A 22,384-nucleotide genomic window follows, 5' to 3' on the forward strand; every position below is an offset into this window, starting at 1 on the left:
CATCGACGCTTGCGCATCGGTAGCGCATACCCCATCATCTCGCTAGAGTATTTCATCATTCATTCCGGGTCGCGATTAACGGCGGAGGCATCATGCACCACGACACACCCCTGATCTCAACGATCGTCGCGGGTCTGGTGCTGGCCTATATCTTCGGCATGATCGCCAACCGGCTGAGGCTGCCCCCGCTGGTGGGCTATCTGTTCGCCGGCATTCTCGTCGGCCCGCACACGCCTGGCTTCATTGCCGACCAGGCCCTGGGCGCCGAACTGGCCGAACTGGGCGTCATCCTGCTGATGTTCGGGGTGGGCCTGCATTTCTCCCTCAAGGACCTGCTGAGCGTCCGGGCGCTGGCCATTCCGGGTGCGCTGGCGCAGATCGGCTTTGCCACCCTGCTCGGACTGGCCCTGGCGCTGCTGATGGGCTGGAGCGTCGGCGCCGGCCTGCTGTTCGGGCTGGCCCTGTCGGTAGCCTCCACCGTGGTGCTGCTCAAGGCCCTGCAGGACCGGCGCCTGATCGAAACCGAGCGCGGCCGCATCGCCGTGGGCTGGCTGATCGTGGAAGACCTGGCCATGGTGCTGGCGCTGGTGCTGGTCCCCGCCATTGCCAGCCTCAACGGCACCGATACCGGCATCCACGATCCTTTCGTCTCTTTCGTCGAACGGATCATCGGCGGTCCGGTCGGCATCTGGGGTGTGCTGGCGCTGACCCTGGTCAAGATCGCTGCCTTTGTCGGCTTCATGCTGGTGGTGGGGCGCCGCATCATTCCCTGGGCGCTGCACGGCACCGCCTATACCGGCAGCCGCGAACTGTTCCGGCTGGCCGTGTTGGCCATAGCCCTCGGCATGGCGCTGGGCTCGGCCGTGCTGTTCGGCGTGTCGCTGGCGCTCGGCGCCTTCTTTGCCGGCATGATCCTGTCGGAAAGCGAGCTGTCGCATCGCGCGGCGCAGGAGACCCTGCCGCTGCGCGACGCCTTTGCCGTGCTGTTTTTCGTCTCGGTCGGCATGCTGTTCGATCCCTCGATCATCATCACCAATCCACTGCCCGTGCTGGCCACGGTCTTCATCATCATCATCGGCAAGTCGCTGGCAGCCTTCGCCATCGTGCTGCTGTTCAAGCGACCCGTGGCCACGGCGCTCACCATCTCGGCCTCGCTGGCCCAGATCGGCGAATTCTCCTTCATCCTGGCCGGCATGGGCGTGGCCCTGGCCATCCTGCCGCCCGAAGGGCAGGACCTGATCCTGGCCGGCGCGCTGATCTCCATCGTGCTCAATCCGGTCGTGTTCTGGAGCCTCGACCTGATGAAGCCACGCCTCGAAGCCCGGGCGGCCCTGCGCCGGGCAGACCGGGGCGCCGCCGAAGGCGAGCGGATCGAGCCGATGGAACCAAGCGCCGCCGCCACCGGCCCGATCACCACCGACATGCCGAGCCAGGGCGCCGTCGACAGCGGCGCGCCGGGAGCGGACGATGATACTGTCGAGCCCAGCAAGCAGACCGACCATGTCGTGCTGGTTGGCTATGGGCAGGTCGGCCGCATCGTGGCCGAGGGCCTCAAGCGCACCGATTCGCCCCTGGTCGTCATCGAGGATTCCGACCACGACGTGGCCGCCGCCCGCCAGGCGGGGCTCGAAGTGGTGTTCGGCAATGCCGCCAGCCCCCAGGTGCTGCAGCTGGCCAACCTGGCCCAGGCCCGCACCCTGCTGGTCGCCATCGCCAATGGCTATGAGGCCGGCACGGTCTGCGAATCCGGGCGCAAGCTCAACCCGCAGGTCCGCATCATGGCGCGCGCCTATTCCGAGGAGGAAGAGACCCACTTGCGGGGCCTGGGCGCCGATGTGGTGATCCGCGGCGAGCGCGAGATCGGCCTGGGCCTGCTGGCCTGGCTGCGCGGCGAGCGGGGCGAGGACAAGGCGCCCGATGCCGTGCCAACGGAGCCGCGCTTCCCGCCTGCCGAGAACCTGCTCGAAAAGGCCGCCGCCACGCCTGCTGCGCCAATCGTGGCCGTAGCCGTCGCCGATGCTGCGGAAGCGGTGACCTTCGTCGAGGCGGAGCCGGCGCCTGCCGATGCGCCACAATCCGAGGCTCAGCCGGTCTCGGACCTGGCCGCCGACCCCGTGATCATCGAGGCCGTCGAAGCGGCCTCGCCACCCGCCGTCATCGCCATGCCACCGCCAGCGGCCGAAGCGGAGGACAGCGCACCCGCAGACCTGGAAAGCGTCAGCGCCACCCCGGAAGTGGGCGAGGCGCCGGCCGCCATCGACGAGGTCGTACCGCCAGCGAGCTCCGACGCGGCGCCCACTGCGCCCCAGGAAGCCGCAGAGGCGCCGGCCGAGACCCCCGCCACCGCGGCCGAAGAGCTGGCCGAGCAGCAGTCCGACGAAACCAGCGAAGGCGGCATCGCGCCCCCCGAGCCGGCGCCAGAACAGGCTGTGTCAGCTTCTGAGCCGGCTGCGGCAGCTGATGCCGACGTCGCGCCGTCGTCGGAGGGTGAAGCCGAAGCGGAGGCTGCGCCCGTTGCTGTAGTTGAACCGGCATCCGAGCCCAGTTCCGAGCCCGAGCCTGAGGCTGAGCCCGAGGCAGCGCCCGAGCCCGAACCGAAGCCTGAGGCTGAGCCCGAGGCAGCGCCCGAGCCCGAACCGAAGCCTGCTGCCGAACAGCCGCCCGGTACGGTGCCCCCGGTGGTTCCCGAACCGAAATCCTAGGACCGGCCGGGAGTAGTCTGGGCAGATGATTTCGCAAAAAGCCAAATATGCCTTGCGCGCACTGGTCTCGCTTGCCCGGGTCGGCCGGGGCGAGAGCATGATGATCGGCGAGATTTCCAAGGAACAGTCGATCCCCAAGAAATTCCTCGAGCAGATCCTGCTCGAACTCAAGCGGGCCGGCTTCGTCGACAGCCGGCGCGGCCGGGCCGGCGGCTATGTCCTGCTCAAGGCGCCCGAGCAGATCATGTATGGCGAGGTGCTGCGGCTCATCGACGGCCCGATCGCACCGCTCCCCTGCCTCTCCAAGATCGCCTATCGCAAATGCGAAGACTGCCGCGAGGAAGCCTCCTGCGAAATCCGGCATGTCTTCGAGCGGGTAACCCTGGCGACGCGCGCCGTGCTGGACCAGACCAGCCTGGCCGACTCCCTCCGCCTCGAAGATCTGCCGGTCTAGCCAGAAGCCGATCTGCGGCACCCGGCCGTGTGGGTGGCGCTACTGTACGGTAATGCGAGTGGAAGTGGCGGAGAGAGAGTCCGCCAAACCACTTCGGCGACTTGTCCAGCGACATCCAGAGCCGTCCAAAATCTCCATATTTGTTAGGGACTTGCGTTGACCACCAGCTCGTGACCGTCTACCAACGTCCAGTGTCGATCGCTAACATCGCCACCTCTTGATAGGGCAGATGATAGGGCACAACATGGCCAGGCAGTTGAACAAGCTCAGCGCGATCGGTGTGGCTTCTCTGGCCAAACCGGGGCGGCATTCGGATGGTGGGGGGCTTTACCTCTCCATCTCAGCCAATGGTGGGAAACGCTGGGTCTTCCTGTTTCGCTGGAACGGGAAGCCAACCGAGATGGGGCTTGGGTCCGCGCAAACGGTTACTCTCAAGCAAGCTCGAGAGTTCGCCCAGGCCGCTCGGACAGTCCTGGCAACAGGCCAAAATCCATTAGAGGTGAAAAAGGCGGAGAAGCCAAAGCTGCAGACCTTTGGCGAATGTGCCGAGGACTATGTCGATCTCAACAAGTCTGAATGGCGCAATGCCAAGCACATCGCTCAATGGTCATCCACTCTCAAGACCTACTGCACCACGATCTGGGACACACCCATTGCCCAAGTGGACACTGAGCACGTTCTCAGCATCCTAAAACCGATTTGGACGAAAAAGCCGGAAACGGCATCTCGGCTGCGGGGCCGCATTGAGCGCGTACTTGCCTCAGCCAAAGTTCGGGGTCTGCGAACGGGGGAGAACCCGGCACTTTGGAGAAACCATCTCGCTGACGTTCTTCCGTCACGCAGGAAGCTGAGCCGAGGGCATCACAAGGCCCTGCCCTACGACGAGCTCCCGAGCTTTATGGCGTCATTGCGCGATCGGCCAGCAGTCGCTGCTCGGGCATTGGAATTTGCCATTCTAACCGCGGCAAGATCAGGCGAGGTGCTGAATGCCGAGTGGAGCGAGGTCGACCTCATCACTCAGGTTTGGACCATCCCCGCTGCCCGCATGAAGGGCGGTAGGCAACACCGCGTCCCTCTATCGCCCCAGGCGATGGAAGTGTTGAGGACCGTGTCGGACAAGAATGATGAACGTTACGTGTTCCCAGGTCAGAGAGAGGGCAAGCCGCTGTCTTCAATGGCGCTGGCCATGGCCTTGCGCCGGATGGGTGTTGAGGTGACTGCCCATGGATTTCGAAGCAGCTTCCGCGACTGGGTGGCCGAGCAGACGTCTTATCCCAATGAGGTGGCGGAGATGGCGCTTGCGCACACCATTAAGAATGCTGCCGAGGCCGCTTATAGGCGAGGTGACTTGCTAGAAAAGCGGCGGGACCTAATGACGGACTGGTCAGATTTTGCCTCGCCGGCAAATAGGGAGCTTGCGACCGGATGATCATTTCAGAAGCCGCCTTAATGGAGCCGAAGCCTCTCATCGTGCTTTCCGATGACGAGCTTGAAAGTGTCATCCTCGCCACCGAGATTCCGCTCCGTGCCCATGTGTGCAGAGACCGCTTGAAAGCGGCGATCAACGAATTAGCTTGGCCAACCCTTACGGACACATTCCCAGTACTGTACCCGGTGAAGCGTTTGGAACTGCTAGATCGCGTTGTAGCGGTCATCGACGAATATCTGGCAGATGAACGTTACCAGCGGGAATACGATGAGCCGCCGCCAATTGCGGCACCGCTGAGCGCATGGGCGACGGAAACGAAGTCGTGGCTTAGGACGACGCGGCAAAACCGCCGTGGGCGTCCCGCAGGTACTTGGACTGCTGAATTCGACGTTCGAGCTCTGGCCTTGTTCGCGGCAGCCTTTGAAATCGGGGCGGGTGAGCCGCCCACGACTTACGAGCAACCTGGAAACAATGGCGATGGTTCAACCGTCCGTTTCTTTAAGGCCCTTTTGAAAGCCTTGCAACACCGGGCCCGTAAAGAGGGCTTGCTGCTCTTGGACGCTAAGCATGTCCCAATGGCAGGAGATCTTGCCGGCGCAAGAAACTTTAGAATCCTGAAAATTCTGGAGCTCGTTACAGAGTCGGCTGCATTGGCGTCACGCATAAAAAACGCGCGCGAAGCCGGATATCCCCCCGAAGGGCACGGACTTGAACAGCGGCCTCTCTACCAACGCCTTCGTCTCCAGTACGCCCGCGCCCTTCGTCAAGGGGAATAAAGCACCAGAAAAAGCGGGATATTGTTCCCTTAGCCACACGGCCTCGGACACCCCATGCTGGACGTCATCAACCAACGATGAACAGCAATGGAGACAACCACCGTGGCCACGACTTGCAAAACACCTGTCCCTTGGTCGGACATCGATCCCGCCGGTGCTCAGTATCGAGTGAAGGACGTCCAGCTCTTGCTACGTATCTCTCGTGGCAAGATCTACGAAATGATCAGCAGTGGTGAACTACCCCCACTGATCAAAATCGGAGAGCGCTGCTCTGCAATGCCGAAGTCCTGGTTGGACGCGTATATTCGGTTTCGAGCCGAGGTCGTTACACGCCCTCCCCAATAACTGAGCGCCGCAGCGCACTCAGCGAACTTTACCCACCGAGCATTACCATGATCTTCCCTCCGCACGACGACCCGTGCTGGCACTCTATTGAGTGGCGCACGGAGACCCTTCTCGCCGACATGAACGACTACCAGTTGACGATTGAACTGGTCGCCGAGCTGACGGACACCAAATATAGTACCGTTGCCTGCTGGCGGAAATCCATAGATCGCCCGGTCTCTATCGCCCATCTCAAGGCTCTTCTATTCGAGCTTGGGAGGGGTCTGGTCTAATGGCGAATCACAACAACCGTATGCTCTCGTGGGCCGAAGGTCGCGGCGCAAATCTGGGCAAAGCGACCAATAAAAAAGGCTCATGGCTGACTCTGCGCCAGCTCCTCGGCAAGCCGACGAAGACCAATGAGAAGCACAAGGTCTACCTGAAGATGAGCCGCGATGAGCAGCTCCATCTCAAGTCGATCAATGGCTGGATTTCCGGCGCTCAGTGCGAAGGCGGCACCCGCAATCTGCGCAGCGTCAAGCCGCGCGACGTGGCCTCGTTCGACATGGACTACCCGTGGGAGAGCTTCTTCCCCGACATGGAGAGTGGCATCCACTGGCTCGCGAGCTATGAGTGCGTCGTCCTGTCTACCCGCTCCTCGACCGAGGAAAAGCCCCGCTACCGCGTCATCATGCCGATGGCCCGCTTCGTCCAGCCGGACGAGTGGATGCCCCTCTGCCGAATCATCTCGTTCCGCATCGACTATGAGCAGCAGCCCATGGAACAGGTGGACGTGGTTTCGAGCCGTCGCGCGCAGATGATGTTCCTGCCGACGATCTCCAAGGATCAGCCCTACCAGTTCCTTCACAATCAGGGCTCGGTCATCGACCCTGACGAGATGTTCGCTTGGTATGAAGAGAACCACGGGGACTATCGCGACCTGTCTGCCCTGCCGCTCTACAAGGGCGAAGAGGGCATCCGCAAGCACGCCGACAAGGCCGAGGACCCATGGCTGAAGCCGGGCGTCATCGGCGACTGGTGCCGGGCGTGGCCTATCGAGGATCTGATCGCCGAGTTCCTGTCCGACATCTATGACGACCGTACCGAGCACGGTGCGAAGCCCCGCTACACCTATACGGGCGGCTCTGCCGCCAACGGCGCGGTGGTCGAGGACAACGGCCGGTTCCTCTATTCCCACCACGGCACTGACCCGGTTGGCGAGCAACTGGTCAATGCGTGGGACCTCTACCGCATCCACAAGTTCGGCATGCTCGATGAGAGCGTCTATGAGGCCAAGGTCTCGATGATGGACCGGCCCTCGTCCAAGCGCATGCGCGAGTTCGTGGAGACGGACGAGCGCTATCGGGCCGAACGGACGAAGAGCCGCTACGATCTGGGCGCGATTCTCGATGACAGCGAAGTCGGGGACGAGGATTTCGAGGACGGCGAGGAGGAGGTCGAGGAAGACCTGCGCTCCGAGTACACGGACGAAGCCCAGCCAGAGCCCGACACCACGGCCGACGATGAGTGGGGCTTCAGCGAGGCCGATCTCGGCCCGGCCGACGCCGACGAACCGCCGAAGGACAAGCCCAAGGCGAAGAAGCCGGGCAAGGGGAAAAACCCCAAGGCCAAGACGTGGTTCGGCGAGGAGCTGGAGGTCAACAAGAACGGCGATGTTGTGTCGTCGGTCCACAACGTGGCCGCGATCCTCTATAACGACCCGCGCTTCTACGGGAAGCTCCGGTGGGATGAGTTCACGGGCGTCGTGCGCGTGTTCGACAACATCGCCAGCCGGTCAGACAATATCCCCACCCTGATCTGTCAGGACAAGCTCTGGGGCGACCGCTGGACGCAGATGGGGCACGCCACGATCCGCGCGATCCTCGCTACGCCCAACGGGGCAGGGAAGGTCGGCTACGGCCTTTCCACGGTCGCTAAGCGGGATATCGCCGATGGCGTGATCCTCGCCGCCATGCGCAACCGCTACCACCCTATCAAGAACTACCTCGAAGCCGAGGAGTGGGATGGTCAGGCACGGGTCGAGGGCCCGTTCGTGGACTATCTCGGTCTGGCCGACACACCCTATGCCCGCGAGACGGCCAAGCTGGTCCTGATCGCCTCGGTGGCCCGCATCTATGAGCCCGGCACCAAGTTCGACTACGCGCCGGTCCTGCAAGGTGATCAGGGCATCCGCAAGTCCACCTTCATTCGCACCCTCTACACCAGCCGGTGGTTCGGCGAAGTGGCGTGCGATCTGGGCGATGTCCAGAAGGTGGCCGAGGCGATCTCGGGTAAGTGGGGCAATGAGCTGCCGGAAATGGCCGCCCAGAACAAATCCGAGGTCACCGACGCCAAGGCGTTCCTGTCTAGGCAGGAGGACACCGTTCGCATGGCCTATGCCCGAGAGGTCTCGGTGATCAAGCGCCAGTCGGTCTTCTGGGGCACGACCAATGAGGACATCTACCTCAAGGATCGCACGGGCAACCGTCGCTTCTGGCCGCTTCATGTGACCACCCGGACCATCGACACCGGCAAGCTGGCCGAGGAGCTTCCACAGCTCTGGGCCGAGGCTCTGGAGCTGTATAGCGCGATGCGGGCGATGTACCCCCGCGTGCAGCACGAAGACCTGCCCCTGATGCTCACCGGCTCGGCAGAGGCCGAAGCCAAGCACCATCAAGAGGGTGTGCGTCAGAAGGCCATGGACGAGGACTGGACGGCCGAGCTTGCCGAGCACTTCGACCACCCTGTCAACCTCGTGGAGTTCGCCAACGGCTACGACATCAACCCGGCCGAGTTCGCTCAGAAAGGCCAGAGCCCGGAGGACACATGGGTTGTCCGGCAGGTCTTCCGGTCCTCGGACGCCGCCGCCGCTGTTGGCCTCGACTGGCCGATCAAGAACGGCCTGCACGGCAACGCTCTGACCCTCGCGGTCCAAAACCTGTCTGGTTGGGAGAAGGGCCACGAAGGCAAGCGATACCGCCGCTGGAAGGGCAAGGCGACCACATGGTTCCACCGCATCGGCGCGAGCCCAGAAGACCTCGACCGGGGCTTCGTCATCGTCCAGGCACCCGACTTCAAGGAAGCCGAGTTCGCTGACAACTACGGCTTCACTGATGAAGACCTCGGCCCGGAAGACCCGGACGAGGAGATCGACAACCTAGTCTAAAGGACCAAGCATGACCCTCTCCTACACGCTCAAGCACGAATGGATCGACGCGGCGAAAGTCGCTCGGTTCCGCTACACGAACCCGGAAGACCGTGGGCTCGAAGAAACCCCCGTCGCAGTCATGGACGACGGCACGGAACACCAGCTCGATGCCGATGACTTCAACCTCTACACAGGGGCGGCCAACGCCCACCAGTTCACGATGCTCTTGGTGAACCCAGAGAAAGAGGATGACTATTGGGTGCCCGTGGGTGATGTCCGAAAAGTCCAAGACCACCCCACTTCTAACGAGCATTTCACAGTGATCCTGACCGATGGGTCGTCGGTGGTTTCGCATAAGCAGTACGTTTTCCAGTGCTTCCCGGCCTTGGCTCACCCTCTCCTCTACTGAGCGCTTTTCATACCGTGGCACGATCCTCGACCCTCGCATAACCTGCGGGGGTTTTTTCTTGCCGATGGAGGGGGGGTGCTACGGGGGGTGCTACGGGGGGCCTGCTACGCCCGGATTCCTTGGGGTTTGAGGCTCACCGGGGGGCTCCAACGTAGCACCACGTAGCACACACCCCCATATAGCATTCTACGCGCCCCGGATTCCGTGTGGTATCCCATTACCACACAGTTTCTATTGAGTTGTTGTCCTATATAGGGAAAAGGGTGCTACGTGTGCTACGAAACCGGGGAAAGGCCCGGATATGCTGGGGTCTCCAGCGTAGCAGGGTCACGTAGCACCCCCCTCTACCCCGTGCTACGCGTGCTACGTTGACCATTTTCCTCCTAGCTGCGAAAAACCGAAAAAATTGGAGGGGGATTTGCCGTTTGAGGGGGGTAATCAGTCTGACCCCCGAGACCTGAGCGATCCACCCTCAGATGTCACCCTGAGCACCGTCTGACCCCCCTCAGTTAGATAAGCGGGGGCTTATGTTATACCATAACGGTAAACGATGCTGACCTAAATACTGTCGGGAGCCGGGGCTCCGCGCACCCCCCGGAAGGTCTTATGCCGGGGAAGGACCCTGAGCGACCTCTGTACCCACGTATAAAGGAGTTGTCTCAGAGCCGTGGGTGAGCAGTTGACAGCCCTCCACCCAGTCGTGACAGTTCTCTCCTTGGGGGAAATTCATGTCACTTGCGCTACTTACCAGTCGTGATGCCGTGCAAGCGGCCATGGATGAATTCGATAAGCTTGGGCGACAGAGCTTTCTCGAGCGCTATGGCTACGGTGAAAGTCCGACCCTCCTCCGAGCGCCAAATGGAAATCGCTACGACGCCGAACCCGTGCTTGCGGCGGCAGTTGGGAAGCAACACCCAGGACGAGGAGCATTGAAGCCGGGTGAGTTTCGAGCAGATCCGGCTGTTGTTGCTGATAAATTGGAAGAACTTGGGTTTGCAGTGGTCGACGCCTACGAACCGGGGCAGGCGAAGATCACTGCACAGGACATCGGACTAATCGCGTCCGCACGGGAGAAGGCTGGCAGTGGTGCGCGTTACACCGACCTGACTGAAGAAGAGCGTAACGCCTATGGTCGGGTGCATACCGCACTTGAGGTCCTTGGTGAGTTAGCTGCACGGCAGCTTGGACATGCTGATGACGTTGCTGTCCGTCTAACCTCAGGGTTTCATCCGAAAGCTGGCGTGCGCGGGTATGTGCCAAAAGATCTCTGGTTTGCGGTTTATCCGGCTGAGAACGCTGACACGCTCGCGGGTAATCCGCAGATCTTCATGATCGTCTCTGAGCGCGGTCTCGAATATGGGTTCGGCGCAGCGGTCCATCCCCGTGATTTCTCCACCCCAGCGCTGCAGTCGAAGGTTCGAGAAACAGCACCTATCGTTTTCCAGAACCTACCCCAAGCGCATGGCACTGAGGCAGCGGGGATCGCGCAGGCGATCGACCGAAGCGGTGGCTGGCTTTTTCTCGAGAAGCACAGGTTGAGCCGGTCGCAAGCACGATGGAATAGCTTGCAGGACTGGCTCGCTTTCCTCCAATCGCCAGCCGGACACAAGAACGCGGCCGGTTCGATCAGCCGGTTTGTGGAGCCGGCCGAGCTGGATCAGGCTGACTTAGAGGTTTCCGTAACCCAGATGGCGGATCTATTTCGCCCGTTGATTCTGCGCGACTGGTCAAGCCCACAGGAGACATCCTTGTTGCAGCATGCTGTGTCAAATGACGAGACAACGGCCGAGACTGTCGTTTCGTTTGCCGAACGCCTGCAGCACTTCTTTGCGGTGTTTTCGGAGAAGCGGCGGGGTCCCTTTGGCTTAGATGAAGACTTGCGACAAGCCATGAGCGCGGTGCGTGAATGGCTCGAAGCTGCTCGTCCTGTGCTCAACAGACCGACCATTGAGGTCAAGATGAGCGTGGGACAGGGTTCTTGGACACGAACACCCTGGATAGCGCTCCTGGATAGCCGCGTGACCACGTCCACGCAGCGCGGCATCTATTTGGTGTTCCTGATCGCCGAGGACCTGTCTGCTACCTATCTCACTCTCAATCAAGGCATGACCGATTTGGTGCGGGATCTGGGGCAGCGAGCGGCGGTGGAGCGCATGCAGCAAGTGGGGCAATCGACACGACCGAGGATTGCTGGCCTGGTCGAGGACCACTTCACCTTGAACAGTGAAATCGACCTGCGTTCACTAACAGGCGCTGCTCGAAACTACGAAGCTGGGACAATCATGAACTGGGCTCTCGAGACTTCTCGCCTGCCGAGCGACACCGAGGTTCTCAGCCAGCTCGAGGTGGCCCTCCAGGCCTATGAGGAAGCAAGTGCAGTGCGGGAGACGACGATGACTGTAGAGCCGCCCGAGCCGGCTGACGTGACCCTACAGCCATTCACTGTCGATGACGCTCTGGAAGACCTATTCATGCCGCGCGAGGTCTTCGAGCAATATCTCAGCACGTGGCGCGCAAAGAAGAACCTCATCTTGCAAGGCGCACCGGGAGTTGGAAAGTCGTTCGTAGCCAAGCGGCTTGCCTACGCTTTGATCGGGGCAAAGGATTCCGATCGGGTCGAAACGGTCCAGTTCCACCAATCCTACAGCTATGAGGATTTTGTCCAGGGTTACAGGCCGAACGGGTCAGGCGCATTCGAGCTGCAGGACGGTACATTCTATCGGTTTCGGGACAAAGCTTTGTCAGCGCCTGACAAACCTCATGTGCTGGTGATCGACGAAATCAATCGCGGTAACCTTTCCAAGATTTTTGGTGAGTTGATGTTGTTGATCGAAGCGGACAAGCGGGGGGCGGAATGGTCTACGCGCCTCGCCTATGCCAAGCCAGGCGACGGAAAGTTCTACGTTCCGGACAACCTCTTTATCATCGGCATGATGAACACCGCGGACCGATCTCTGTCATTGGTCGACTATGCCCTGCGTCGCAGGTTCGCTTTCATGAACGTTGACCCAATGTTCTCTGAGCCGAAGTTCGCGGAAGTTCTCAGCTCGCGCGGCATCCCCAATACTCTTGTCGCCGCCATCCGAACGCGTATGGCTGAGCTCAACGAAGCGATCGGCTCAGACACAACCAATCTCGGTCGCGGCTTTCGGATCGGGCATAGCTTCTTCACCCCTGCACAAGCTCCAGAAGACTCGCTGAACTGGTACACCCGGGTGGTCGAGACGGAGATTTATCCGCTGCTCGAAGAGTATTGGTTCGACAACCCTGCCCAGGCCGAGCAGTGGCGCGAACGGCTGCTCGCGCCAATGCCGTGACCATACCCGTCCGCAATATCTACTTTATGCTGCTCTACGCTTGGAACCACTTCCAGGCTGGACCTGTGACTGACATTGGGCAGGATCAAAGCCCGGACCTACCTACCCTTCTCGCAAAGGTGCTGTTAACCGGATCGAACCGGCTGCTTCGCCGCGGTGTCGATCGGGGTTACCGGCAATCTGTGGAGCACACGAGATCGCCTCGTGGACGCCTATTGCTTGACGACATGATCAAGCAGCAGACGATGATGCGAGGAGTAGCGGTCTGCGAGTTCGATGAGCTCACGCCTAATGTGCTGCACAACCGCATCCTGCGCAGCACGCTTCTCGCGCTTGCCGCCTGCCGGGAGATCCACCGCGACTTGCGCCATGAGCTTAGGCTGACGGCAAGACGTTTCCACGATGTGTGCGATGTTCGTCTCACAGGCGATCTGTTCCACCGCGTCCAGCTCTCGAGGAATACCGCGCAGTACGGATTGTTGATGCGCACCTGTGAGTTCGTTTTCCATTCCCTTATGCCTGACGAACAAGGCCCCGGGACACGGTTTGAGAGCATCCTCAAGGATGAGGTCAGAATGTCTGCCTTGTTCGAGGACTTCCTTCGAAACTTCTACCGGAGTGAGTTTCCCCAGTACAAAATCGGCTCGGAAATCTTGTCCTGGGAGGCAGAGAGCGAGAACCCAGAAAGTCTCCGACTACTTCCCGGCATGCAAACTGACATTACGGTTCGGTCCGAGACGCAGACTCTGATCATCGATGCCAAGTTCTATTCTCAGACGCTTGCATCCGGGCGCTACGGACAGCGTATTCGCTCTACGCATTTGTATCAGCTGGCTAGCTATTTGGCGCATGAGGCAAGGCGACCGGACCGGCAGGTATCAGGCATGCTCCTATACCCGCGAACCACCATAGATTTGGAAGAACGTTACGGGTTGCTCGGGCAGTCAGTCACAGTCGCAACGATCGATCTGTCCGCATCCTGGAGCGAGGTGGGTGAGTGCTTGAGGAATTTGCTCGCAGCAAGCATCAGCGGCTAAGGCACAGGACGACTATGTCTGAATGCGGGTGGGGAGCGGGCGGTCCGCTATCAGACAACAGAACGAGAAAGCGGACCTTCAAGGCTTGATAACGTCCATGCATATAGGCGACCAACTGCTTTGCGCTCGAGCCCGAATGGTCGCATGGCGCAATACTCGCTACCCAATGCAAACCTGCTAGGCTGATGGCTGACCGGACGCCGCAATTTGCCGCGAGACGCCGAGAAAGGCGATTTCTGAGGTGCACTCACGAAGTTTTTGGCCAGTATTGCTCGGGGCGTGCTTATTTACGCATCCATTAAGGTCTGGGCACTTGGCGCCGCTCAGAAGTTCACGATGATCAAGCCATCCAACGAGAAGCAAGTGGTCAACTGTAGCGGATGCGCGGATCGAGCCAAGCCAGCAGGAGGTCGGATAGCAAAGTGCCGACCACGGTCAGGACGCTGAGCATCATGATGAAACTTCCGGCCAGATACATGTCCTGGCTGATCAGCGCCTGCAGCAGCAGCGGCCCGGTCATAGGCAGGTTGAGCACCACTGCGGTAATGGTCGCGCCCGACACCAGCGTCGGGAGCACCCAGCCTACGGTCGAAATAAAGGGGTTCAAGGCGATACGCACCGGGTATTTCAGCAGCAGCCGCCGCTCCGAGAGGCCATAGGCTCGTGCCGTAACTACGTAGGGCTTGCCCAGCTCATCGAGCAGGTTAGCGCGCAGGATGCGGATCAGCGAAGCCGTGCCGCTAGTGCCAAGCACGATAGTGGGAATGATGAGGTGGCTGCCCAGATCGATCAGCTTGCCCCAACTCCAGGGCGCGTTCTCGTACTCGGGCGAGAACAGGCCGCCGATGCCGGTGTTAAAGTAGCTGAACGAGATATACATCAGCACGAGAGCGAACAGAAAATTGGGGATGGCCAGGCCGAGCACGCCGATGAAGGTGGCGAGGTAGTCGCCTACGGTGTTCTTGCGTACCGCCGTATAGATGCCGATGGGCAGTGATATCGCCCAGATGAAGAGCAGCGTGATCAGCGCCAAGACGAAGGTCAGGCCCAGCCGGTTCCACAGCAGGTCCGACACCGGGCGCCGCCATTCCAGCGAATAGCCGAAATCTCCGGCCAGGACGATGTTGGATATCCACTTCCAATATTGCAGGTGCAGCGGATCGTCGAGCCCGTAGCGGGCGCGCATTGCCGCCATGTCGGCGGGGTCGACAGTGGTGCCCTGGAGGTTGAGTTGCGCCACCATGGCCGTCACATAGTCACCGGGCGGCAACTGGATAATGACGAAGGTCATCACCGAGATCGCAGCTATGGTCACCAGCATGTAGAAGAAGCGACGGGCGATAAAGGCGGTCATGGATGATGCTCCGGGCAATGACCGTCCGGCCCATGGGCCGGACGGCGGGCTGGGGAGGGACTATTCGGCGGTGTAGTAGAACTGCTCGGGGTTGGCAGCGCCGGGGTGCGCATATTCGCTACTGGCGAGCAGCACAGCCGGGAAGTTCGCCATCAGTTTGTTGACGACGCCATAGTCCGAGGTCGGCTGCATGACGCCGATGGTGTAGAATTCCTCCTTGGAGATCGCGAGCAGTTCCTTCATCAGCGCCAGTCGCGACGGAATATCGATCTCTGCGAAGACCTGCTGGTAGAGCTCCATCTGCTTTTTGGCGGCAGCAGGCGGCTCTTCGGGCAGGGTGTCCTTGGTGAACCACTGGCCCCAGGTGGTGGCGTAGAATGCGGCCCACGACGAGGGAAAGTAGTACTTCGGATCGAACAGAGAATCCGTGCCGCCTGAGGCCGACCATACAGCCGCGTCATGCTCGTTGGATTCGACGCGCTGGTTGAGGGCGGTCGTGTCCGAAGTGTTGATCAGCAGGTCCACGCCGATCTGCTTCCAGTAGCCCTTGATCAGTTCGGCACTGTCGATCCACGGCTGGCGGATCACCGAGATGTCGATGGTGAACTGCAGCGGACGACCGTCCGACATCAGGCGGATACCGTTGCCATCCTTTTCGGTCAGGCCCAGGCCGTCGAGCATTTCATTGGCCTTGGCGATGTCAAACTGGGTGAACTGGGTCGCCATTTCCTCATCGAAGAGCGGCGATTCGGGACGTTCTACCGTCTGGTAGGGCATGCCCTGGCCCAGCCAGACCAACTCGATGACTTCCTCCCGGTTGATCGCAGTTGAGAGCGCCTGGCGGAAGGTCTTGTTGCCGAACAGCTCGCGGAACACGGGATCCTTGTGAGTCATGTTGAGCGAGATGATCATCAGGTTGGCGCGGTTGGGCAGCACCTCATAGAACTCGTAACCGCCGGCCTCTTGGTTGTCGAAGAACGTGCCGCGGTTTTCTGGGGTGGCGACAAAGCCCACATAGGAATCGAGCATGTCGAAATCGCCGTTGGCTGCCTTGAGCAGGGTGACCTGCGCATCGGTGATGATATCGACGGTCACGCGATCGAAGTAGGGCAGTTGGTTACCCTCGGTATCGACCTTGAAGTAATAAGGGTTACGCTCGGCAACCACCTGAGCACCGCTGCCCTCGCCAATGCCCTGGGTGATCACCCAAGGGTGGAGACGCGGCAATTCTGCATTTCGCCACATATCCGCCTTGGCATGGAAATTCTGCACCCACTCGGCGCCAGCAGCGTCCGGCGTATGGGTGGGGTGGAACTGCTCGAGATAGTGGCGCGGATAGGCGAAGGGCTGGTTCTGCTCGGCGTCGTTGGACGGTGTCGCCATATACTGCAACAGCAGGCCGTTGGGACCGCCGAACACGAATTTCACCGTTGTCTCGTCGATCTTCTCAACCACGAGCGGCGTGCCGTTGCGAACCGACCAGGTCGGCTTGGAGGGAAACAGTTCGGTGTTTGAATAAACGTCGGTGTACCAGAACATGACGTCGTCGGCAGTGTAGGGCTCGCCGTCGCTCCACTTGTGACCTTCGCGCAGATGGAAGGTGTATTCGGAGCCGTCCTCGTTGACGTCGACGCTTTCAGCCACGTTCATGATGACTTCTGGCACGATGTCGGCCTGCTCGACATCAGGCTGCCAGGTAACAGAACGGACGAAATTCTCGTAGCCAATGGTGCGGGCAAGGGTGCTGATGTCGCTGGGCGAATTCATTACCAGCCGCCATGTGCCGCCATATTGCCCGACGCTTTCGAAAGGCGTGACCACCATCGGATTGGTTGGCAACCGTTCCGCCAACGGGGGCAAGTTGCCCGCAGCAACCTGCTCAGCGAGCATCGGTGCTTCTTTGTAGTCCTGAGCAAAGCCGGCGGGGGCCGATAGCAGCAGCGCCGCAAACCCCAGAGCCGACAATCGCCAGGACGATTTCAACATTTGCATCGTTCTCTCTCCTCTATCTGTGTCTTTTTAGGCCGTTGGCGGAGTAGGCCTCCGCTCTGCCGGACAACCGGGTTTGGGCAGGCAGCGCGGGCCGCCGGCTTTACTTCGTGCTGAACTGGATCGCTTCGAAGGCGGTGACCGGGGGCAGCGCGTACCACAGGTAGCCCTGGCCATCGGCTTTGCCCTCGGGCGCTACAGTCTTGCCAGCGACCAGGGCAGTGCCGCTGCCAGTCACACCCTTGATGCCGATACGAAGACCGTGCAGCGGCGGCGCGTCTTCGTAGAGGTTGTTGCGCTGGCCGCTGTAGTTGATCAGGTGAACCAGCAGCTTGCCGGTCTCGGGCTGTGCCTGGATGGTCAGTTCGAGCGCACCCGGGCCCTCCACCTTGACTGGCACGGCGGAGATGTTGCGGACCACTAGATCAGTCAGGAATGTCCGTGTGTGGGGCAGGCTGTCGCGATAGTACAGCGCATCGGCATGCCAGGGCACGTAGATCGCCTTGCCCTTCCCATGTGCGCCGATGATGGCGCCGGGCATCTCGCTTTCGTAGTCGGGGAAGCAGAGCTCGGGCGGCCCAAAGCGCTGCGGCGGCAGCAACGTCAGGAGGGTCTCCGCGCCCTTGGTGGGTTCGGCGACGTAATAGGCATGGTCCATCATCAGCAGCTTGACGTCGCCGATCGGCAGTTCACCCGGGCGGACACGGAAATACGCGCCCTTCATGTACTGTCGCGCCATCGGCTTGCCCGTAATAGGCAGGCTGGCGAGCGCGGGCTTGTCGCGCGGGGCGCCCTTCTCGTCGTAGAGCCCGGTCTCGCCCGTTGCCATCAGCACGCCGCCAGCCTTGACCCAAGCATCGATGGCCTTGACTTCGGCATCGGACATGCAGGTTACATTGGGCAATACCAGCGCCTCATACTGGCCCAGCACCTTGGCGCCGTCCTTGCCGGCGATGATCTCGTCAACCACCAGGTCGAACGGCAACCGCGCTTCGACCAGCGCCCGATAGGCACCGCGGAATGAAGCCTCTGCATACTGGCCGCTGGCCGGCCGCTTGGCATAGCCACCGGCGCCATGGCCCGGGACCACGGCATGGGAGTGATAGAGCGCGATCTTGGAGGCGGGCTTGAGCCCGCTATAGTTGGCTTCATTGGCCTTGTGCCAGTGGAACAGCTTTGACGTATCGGCGAAGGCCGACTTGTCATCCTGGTCCATCACGCCGAGCAGGTAGAAGTCCAGCGTGGCGCCGCTGGCCAGTTGCTGTGCTCCGCGGGCCAACTGGTAGGCGCCGGTCTCCGAAACGAAGCGCCAGGCGAAGTCAATGAAGTTGGCCGAGGTGGACGACACGGTTTTACCCTGGCCATAGGCCTGGCCCCAGCGCGCCTGCTCGCCGGCCTGGTAGGGCCATTCCGGCTGCGGACGATCGACGGCGCGCTGCGTTTCCATGCGGATAAGGTCGCTGTCGCCGCGATGGCCGGTCATGGCGACCTTGGGCGCCACCTGCTTAATGTGCTTGTAGACCTTGGCCCGCAGCTCAAGCGAGGTGCGGTCCTTAAACTCGAGATAGTCTGCATACGAGGGATCGGAAAAGTCCTCTTTCAGCGGCAGCGGCTTGCCATACATGTCGTGGAATCGGCGACGGCAGTTTTCGCAAACGCAGGTGCCGAAATAGAGCCCCGAATAGTTGAAATTGGTGTAGCCAAACATGTTGAAGAACACGCCGTCGACATCATATTTGCCAAGGGATTCGCTGATGATCTGCAGCGAATAGTCCTGGTACCAGCCGCCATTGACGCAGGCCTGGTAGGTGCCGTTATATTCGAGCGACTCGCCCTTGGCATTATGGACGAACCAGTCCGGATGGGCCTCGTAGCCAAGGCGTGTGGCCTTGGACATATCGAAACGACCGACCAGCGCGATGCCCTCCGAATGCGCCGCCTCGATGGCGTCGCCCAGCGCGTCGCCCTGCATCAACGGGTTGATGGCATGCAGTTCCAGCTTGGTGGGGTAGAAGGCGTAGATGCCGCCGATATTGTAAAGCAGCACGTCGGCGCCGAATTCCTTGACCTCGCGCGCCAGCTTCTTCTGATCATAGAGCGCATCCGGCTGGCGCAGGTTGGTCTGAACCATGCGATAAGGTCGCTGCCACCAGGTCTTGGTATCAGTACCCGCGACCGAGCGTTGTTCGTGTTCATGCAGCATCGGCGTTCACTCCCTTGAGGTCGAGGCTTTCGGCAAAATGGCAGGCTACCATGCTGGCGCCGACGGCTCGCAGTTGCGGATCCTCGGTGCGGCAGCGGTCGACAGCAAATGGGCAGCGCGGATGAAACGAACATCCAGTTGGGCGATTGGCAGGGTCTGCGACTTCGCCCTTGAGCCGCATCTGCTGGCGCGTGCGGGCGCGTCGCGGATCGGGCCGCGGCACGGCGGCGAGCAGGGCGGCGGTATAGGGATGGCGTGGCTGCGCGAACAGCGGCTCGGTGTCGCTGAGCTCGACGATGCGGCCGGCATACATGACCGCAACGCGATCGGAGATGTATTCGACCACACTCAGGTCATGGCTGATGAACACATAGGTGAGCGCGAACTCTTCCTGCAGGTCCTGCATCAGGTTCAGCGTCTGCGCCTGGATCGACACGTCGAGCGCCGATACGCATTCATCTGCCACCACCAGCCGTGGATGCACGGCCAGCGCGCGGGCGATGCCGATCCGCTGACGCTCGCCACCCGAAAATGCATAAGGGTAGCGCGCCATATATTCTGGACGCAGCCCCACCTTGCGCAGCAGGTCAGCGACGCGGCTCTCCACCTCACGCTCGTCAGTGACGCCGAAATTGCGCAGCGACTCCCCGATGATGTCGATCACCCGCCGACGCGGATTGAGCGAGGCGAACGGGTCCTGGAAGATCATCCGTATGTCCGAGCGATAGGGTCGCAGCTCGGTTTCACTGAGGTGGGCGATATCTTTCCATTGCTCGCCTCGCCTGGCGTATTCGATCCGTCCGGCAGTCGGCTCGAGCACCCGCACCAGCGCCTGGCCGAGCGTGGTCTTGCCGCAACCGCTTTCCCCCACGACGCTGAGGGTTTCCCCGGACCGAACATCGAGCGTGATACCATCCACCGCACGCACATACCCGGCGACACGCTTGAGCACGCCGCGCCGGATCGGAAAATGCACTTTCACGTCTTGGGCGCGCAGCAACAGTTCGGGCACCTCAGGGGTAATATCCTGATCGATCATGCCGTCACCTTGTGCTCGGCTTTGAGGATCGCCGGGTCGCGCATGTGACAGGCAACAAAATGGCTTGGCTCGAGTTCGAGGGTCCGCGGGTCTACGGAGTCGCAGAGCCCGGGCCGCGCTTCGGGGCAGCGCGTGTTGAACGGGCAGCCAACCGGCCGATTGAGCGGATGGGGAACCATGCCTTCAATGGCATGCAGCCGCTGGCCACGGGCGCGCCGCGCTCCAAGTTTGGGAATCGAGGACAGCAGAGCCAGCGTGTAGGGATGCTGCGCGTTGTAGAACATGTCGTCGATACTGCCGCGCTCGACCACCCGGCCCAGGTAGACGACGGCGACCTCATCGGCGATCTCGGCAACTACCCCGAGGTCGTGCGTTATGAAAATCACGCCCATGCCCAGCTCATCCTGCAACCCGGCAATCAGATCGAGTATGTTGGCCTGTGTGGTGACATCAAGCGCCGTGGTCGGCTCGTCCGCGATCAGGAGGGCCGGCTGGCAGGCCAGCGCCATCGCGATCATGACGCGCTGGCGCATGCCGCCGCTGAGCTCGAACGGATAGTTGGCGAGGCGCTCCTTGGGGTTGGGGATACCGACCTTGTCCAGCGCATCGACCGCCCGCTCCACTGCTGCCTGGGTTCCGATCTTGTGATGCAGCAGGATCTTCTCGACGAGCTGGTTGCCTACGCTGTGCACCGGCGACAGGGAGTTCATCGGCTCCTGGAAGATCATGGCTATATCCCGCCCGCGAATCGAGCGGATAGGTTTCCCATCCGGGTCCAGCTTGGCGATGTCGACGGGCTCCTGCCCATCACGACGGAAAACGATCTCGCCATCGGTCACGCGCCCCGGCCGCGAAACGATCTGCAAAATCGCCCGCGCCAGCATGGATTTCCCCGAACCGCTTTCGCCCACGATGCAGAGTGTCTTGCCGGCATGTGCCTCGATATCGATGCCATCGACTGCGCGGATGAGCCCTTCGCGGACCGCGAACTGAACCTTGAGATTGCGGATGCTGAGCAAGGGTTTGTCGGTCATGAGTAGGGGTCCGCTGCGTCACGCAGGCCATCGCCGAGAAAATTGAGGGCAAGCACAGTGACGATCACCAGCAGGCCCGGCGTCAGCAACCAAGGTGCTTCTGCAAGCGACCTGATGTTCTGTGCCTCCTGCAGCAGCACGCCCCAGCTCACCACCGGCGGCCTGAGCCCTATGCCGAGAAACGACAGCGAAGTCTCGGCGATGATCATGGCAGGTATGGCGAGCGTCACCGAGGCGATGATGTGGGAGACAAAGCCGGGCACCAGATGCCGCCCGATGATGGTCATCTGGCTGGTGCCGTCGAGCCGCGCGGCCACGACGAAGGGCTCGTTGCGCCACGACATAAAGCGGCCTCGGACCTCTCGCGCCAGCGATGTCCAGCCGATGAGCGAGATGATCATCGTGATGATCAGGTAGACCAGTATGGGCGACCAGGTGACCGGAATGGCCGCTGCCAGGCCCATCCACAGCGGTATGGTCGGAACCGACATAATGAACTCGATGATGCGCTGGATGAAATTGTCGATCCAGCCACCGAAATAGCCTGAAATGCCGCCCAGAATCACACCGAGCACCAGGCTGATGGCGACGCCGATCAGCCCGATCGATGTGGAGATACGGGTCCCGTAGATTACTCGGCTAAGCACGTCTCGGCCCAGGCGGTCGGATCCCAGCAGGTAGAATGGCTGGCTGACGTCGACTGGGCCGATCAGGTGGATGTCGGCCGGGATAAAGCCCCACATCATGTAGGGCTGCCCCTTCACGAACAGACCGACCGGAACCCGTATCGATTCATCGAGCGTAAAGACCCGGCGCAGCGTATCCGGGTCGCGCTGCGACGAGAAACCGTTCACGTGCATACCAAAGTGAGTCGCGCCGCCTTCGTCGGTGTAGAAAAATTTCAGCGGTTGCGGCGCCAGCATGGTGTAGGCGGAGTCGTAGTGGTCCGGCGTGCGGGGGGCGACAAACTCGCAGAACGCGCCGACCAGATAGACCAGCGCGATGACGACAAGGCTCACAACCGCCAGTTTGTGTTCCGTGAACTTGCGCCAGATAAGTTGGCGCTGACTTGCCATGCCCACCGCGGCAGCGTCACGCGGCCGAATTGCCGGCTGGCCATCAAGCGTTGCCGTCATGACAAACGCACAGGCACAAGCATGTGTCGCAAC

At 61.2% G+C, this 22,384-nt stretch carries 15 protein-coding genes and 1 pseudogene; 10 read left to right on the forward strand and 6 right to left on the reverse strand.

What is annotated here, in order from left to right; all coding sequences use genetic code 11:
* Positions 1-92: 92 nt before the first annotated feature.
* The 10 genes and pseudogenes from ACLI1C_RS18805 to ACLI1C_RS18850 all read left to right on the forward strand — a co-directional run.
* Positions 93-1,877, forward strand: a pseudogene (locus ACLI1C_RS18805) (cation:proton antiporter); the annotation flags it as partial.
* An 850-nt stretch (positions 1,878-2,727) separates the two neighbouring features.
* On the forward strand, positions 2,728-3,156 hold the full coding sequence (locus tag ACLI1C_RS18810) for an RrF2 family transcriptional regulator (protein ID WP_411399102.1): 429 nt from the start codon (positions 2,728-2,730) through the stop codon (positions 3,154-3,156).
* 256 nt (positions 3,157-3,412) lie between these two features.
* A complete protein-coding gene (locus tag ACLI1C_RS18815) occupies positions 3,413-4,585 on the forward strand; it encodes a tyrosine-type recombinase/integrase (RefSeq protein ID WP_411399103.1) in 1,173 nt (390 codons plus the stop codon).
* Positions 4,582-5,361, forward strand: coding sequence for a hypothetical protein (locus ACLI1C_RS18820; RefSeq protein WP_411399104.1), 780 nt, complete (start codon positions 4,582-4,584; stop codon positions 5,359-5,361). The genes ACLI1C_RS18815 and ACLI1C_RS18820 overlap by 4 nt, the downstream gene beginning before the upstream one ends.
* A gap of 87 nt (positions 5,362-5,448) precedes the next feature.
* On the forward strand, positions 5,449-5,706 hold the full coding sequence (locus ACLI1C_RS18825; protein ID WP_411399105.1) for a helix-turn-helix transcriptional regulator: 258 nt from the start codon (positions 5,449-5,451) through the stop codon (positions 5,704-5,706).
* A 119-nt stretch (positions 5,707-5,825) separates the two neighbouring features.
* Complete coding sequence (locus ACLI1C_RS18830; protein WP_411399106.1) at positions 5,826-5,978, forward strand: hypothetical protein; 153 nt, start codon at positions 5,826-5,828, stop codon at positions 5,976-5,978.
* Entirely contained in the window at positions 5,978-8,851 is a 2,874-nt protein-coding gene (locus ACLI1C_RS18835) for a VapE domain-containing protein (RefSeq protein ID WP_411399107.1), read from the forward strand. The genes ACLI1C_RS18830 and ACLI1C_RS18835 overlap by 1 nt, the downstream gene beginning before the upstream one ends.
* A gap of 10 nt (positions 8,852-8,861) precedes the next feature.
* The gene (locus tag ACLI1C_RS18840; RefSeq protein WP_411399108.1) at positions 8,862-9,242 is read left to right on the forward strand and encodes a hypothetical protein; all 381 of its coding nucleotides are present in this window, start codon (positions 8,862-8,864) and stop codon (positions 9,240-9,242) included.
* 728 nt (positions 9,243-9,970) lie between these two features.
* Positions 9,971-12,559 carry an MrcB family domain-containing protein gene (locus tag ACLI1C_RS18845; protein ID WP_411399109.1) on the forward strand — a complete coding sequence of 863 codons (2,589 nt, stop codon included), beginning with the start codon at positions 9,971-9,973 and terminating at the stop codon, positions 12,557-12,559.
* A 26-nt stretch (positions 12,560-12,585) separates the two neighbouring features.
* Positions 12,586-13,596: a 5-methylcytosine restriction system specificity protein McrC gene (locus ACLI1C_RS18850; RefSeq protein ID WP_411399392.1), complete on the forward strand. Its 1,011-nt coding sequence runs from the start codon at positions 12,586-12,588 to the stop codon at positions 13,594-13,596.
* Positions 13,597-13,963: 367 nt separating this feature from the next.
* Here ACLI1C_RS18850 and ACLI1C_RS18855 read toward each other — a convergent pair whose 3' ends face one another.
* From ACLI1C_RS18855 to ACLI1C_RS18880, 6 genes are all read right to left on the reverse strand, one after another.
* Entirely contained in the window at positions 13,964-14,950 is a 987-nt protein-coding gene (locus ACLI1C_RS18855; protein WP_411399110.1) for an ABC transporter permease, read from the reverse strand.
* A 60-nt stretch (positions 14,951-15,010) separates the two neighbouring features.
* The gene (locus ACLI1C_RS18860) at positions 15,011-16,942 is read right to left on the reverse strand and encodes an ABC transporter substrate-binding protein (protein ID WP_411399111.1); all 1,932 of its coding nucleotides are present in this window, start codon (positions 16,940-16,942) and stop codon (positions 15,011-15,013) included.
* A 100-nt stretch (positions 16,943-17,042) separates the two neighbouring features.
* Positions 17,043-19,142: an alpha-amylase family protein gene (locus tag ACLI1C_RS18865; RefSeq protein ID WP_411399112.1), complete on the reverse strand. Its 2,100-nt coding sequence runs from the start codon at positions 19,140-19,142 to the stop codon at positions 17,043-17,045.
* Entirely contained in the window at positions 19,132-20,181 is a 1,050-nt protein-coding gene (locus tag ACLI1C_RS18870) for an ABC transporter ATP-binding protein (RefSeq protein ID WP_411399113.1), read from the reverse strand. Before ACLI1C_RS18870 ends, ACLI1C_RS18865 begins: the two co-directional genes overlap by 11 nt.
* On the reverse strand, positions 20,178-21,215 hold the full coding sequence (locus ACLI1C_RS18875; protein WP_411399114.1) for an ABC transporter ATP-binding protein: 1,038 nt from the start codon (positions 21,213-21,215) through the stop codon (positions 20,178-20,180). The genes ACLI1C_RS18870 and ACLI1C_RS18875 overlap by 4 nt, the downstream gene beginning before the upstream one ends.
* Positions 21,212-22,291, reverse strand: a complete 1,080-nt coding sequence (locus tag ACLI1C_RS18880; RefSeq protein WP_411399393.1) for an ABC transporter permease — start codon at positions 22,289-22,291, stop codon at positions 21,212-21,214. The genes ACLI1C_RS18875 and ACLI1C_RS18880 overlap by 4 nt, the downstream gene beginning before the upstream one ends.
* Positions 22,292-22,384 lie beyond the last annotated feature (93 nt).

It is taken from the genome of Devosia sp. XGJD_8, assembly GCF_046614475.1.
Classification (GTDB): domain Bacteria; phylum Pseudomonadota; class Alphaproteobacteria; order Rhizobiales; family Devosiaceae; genus Devosia.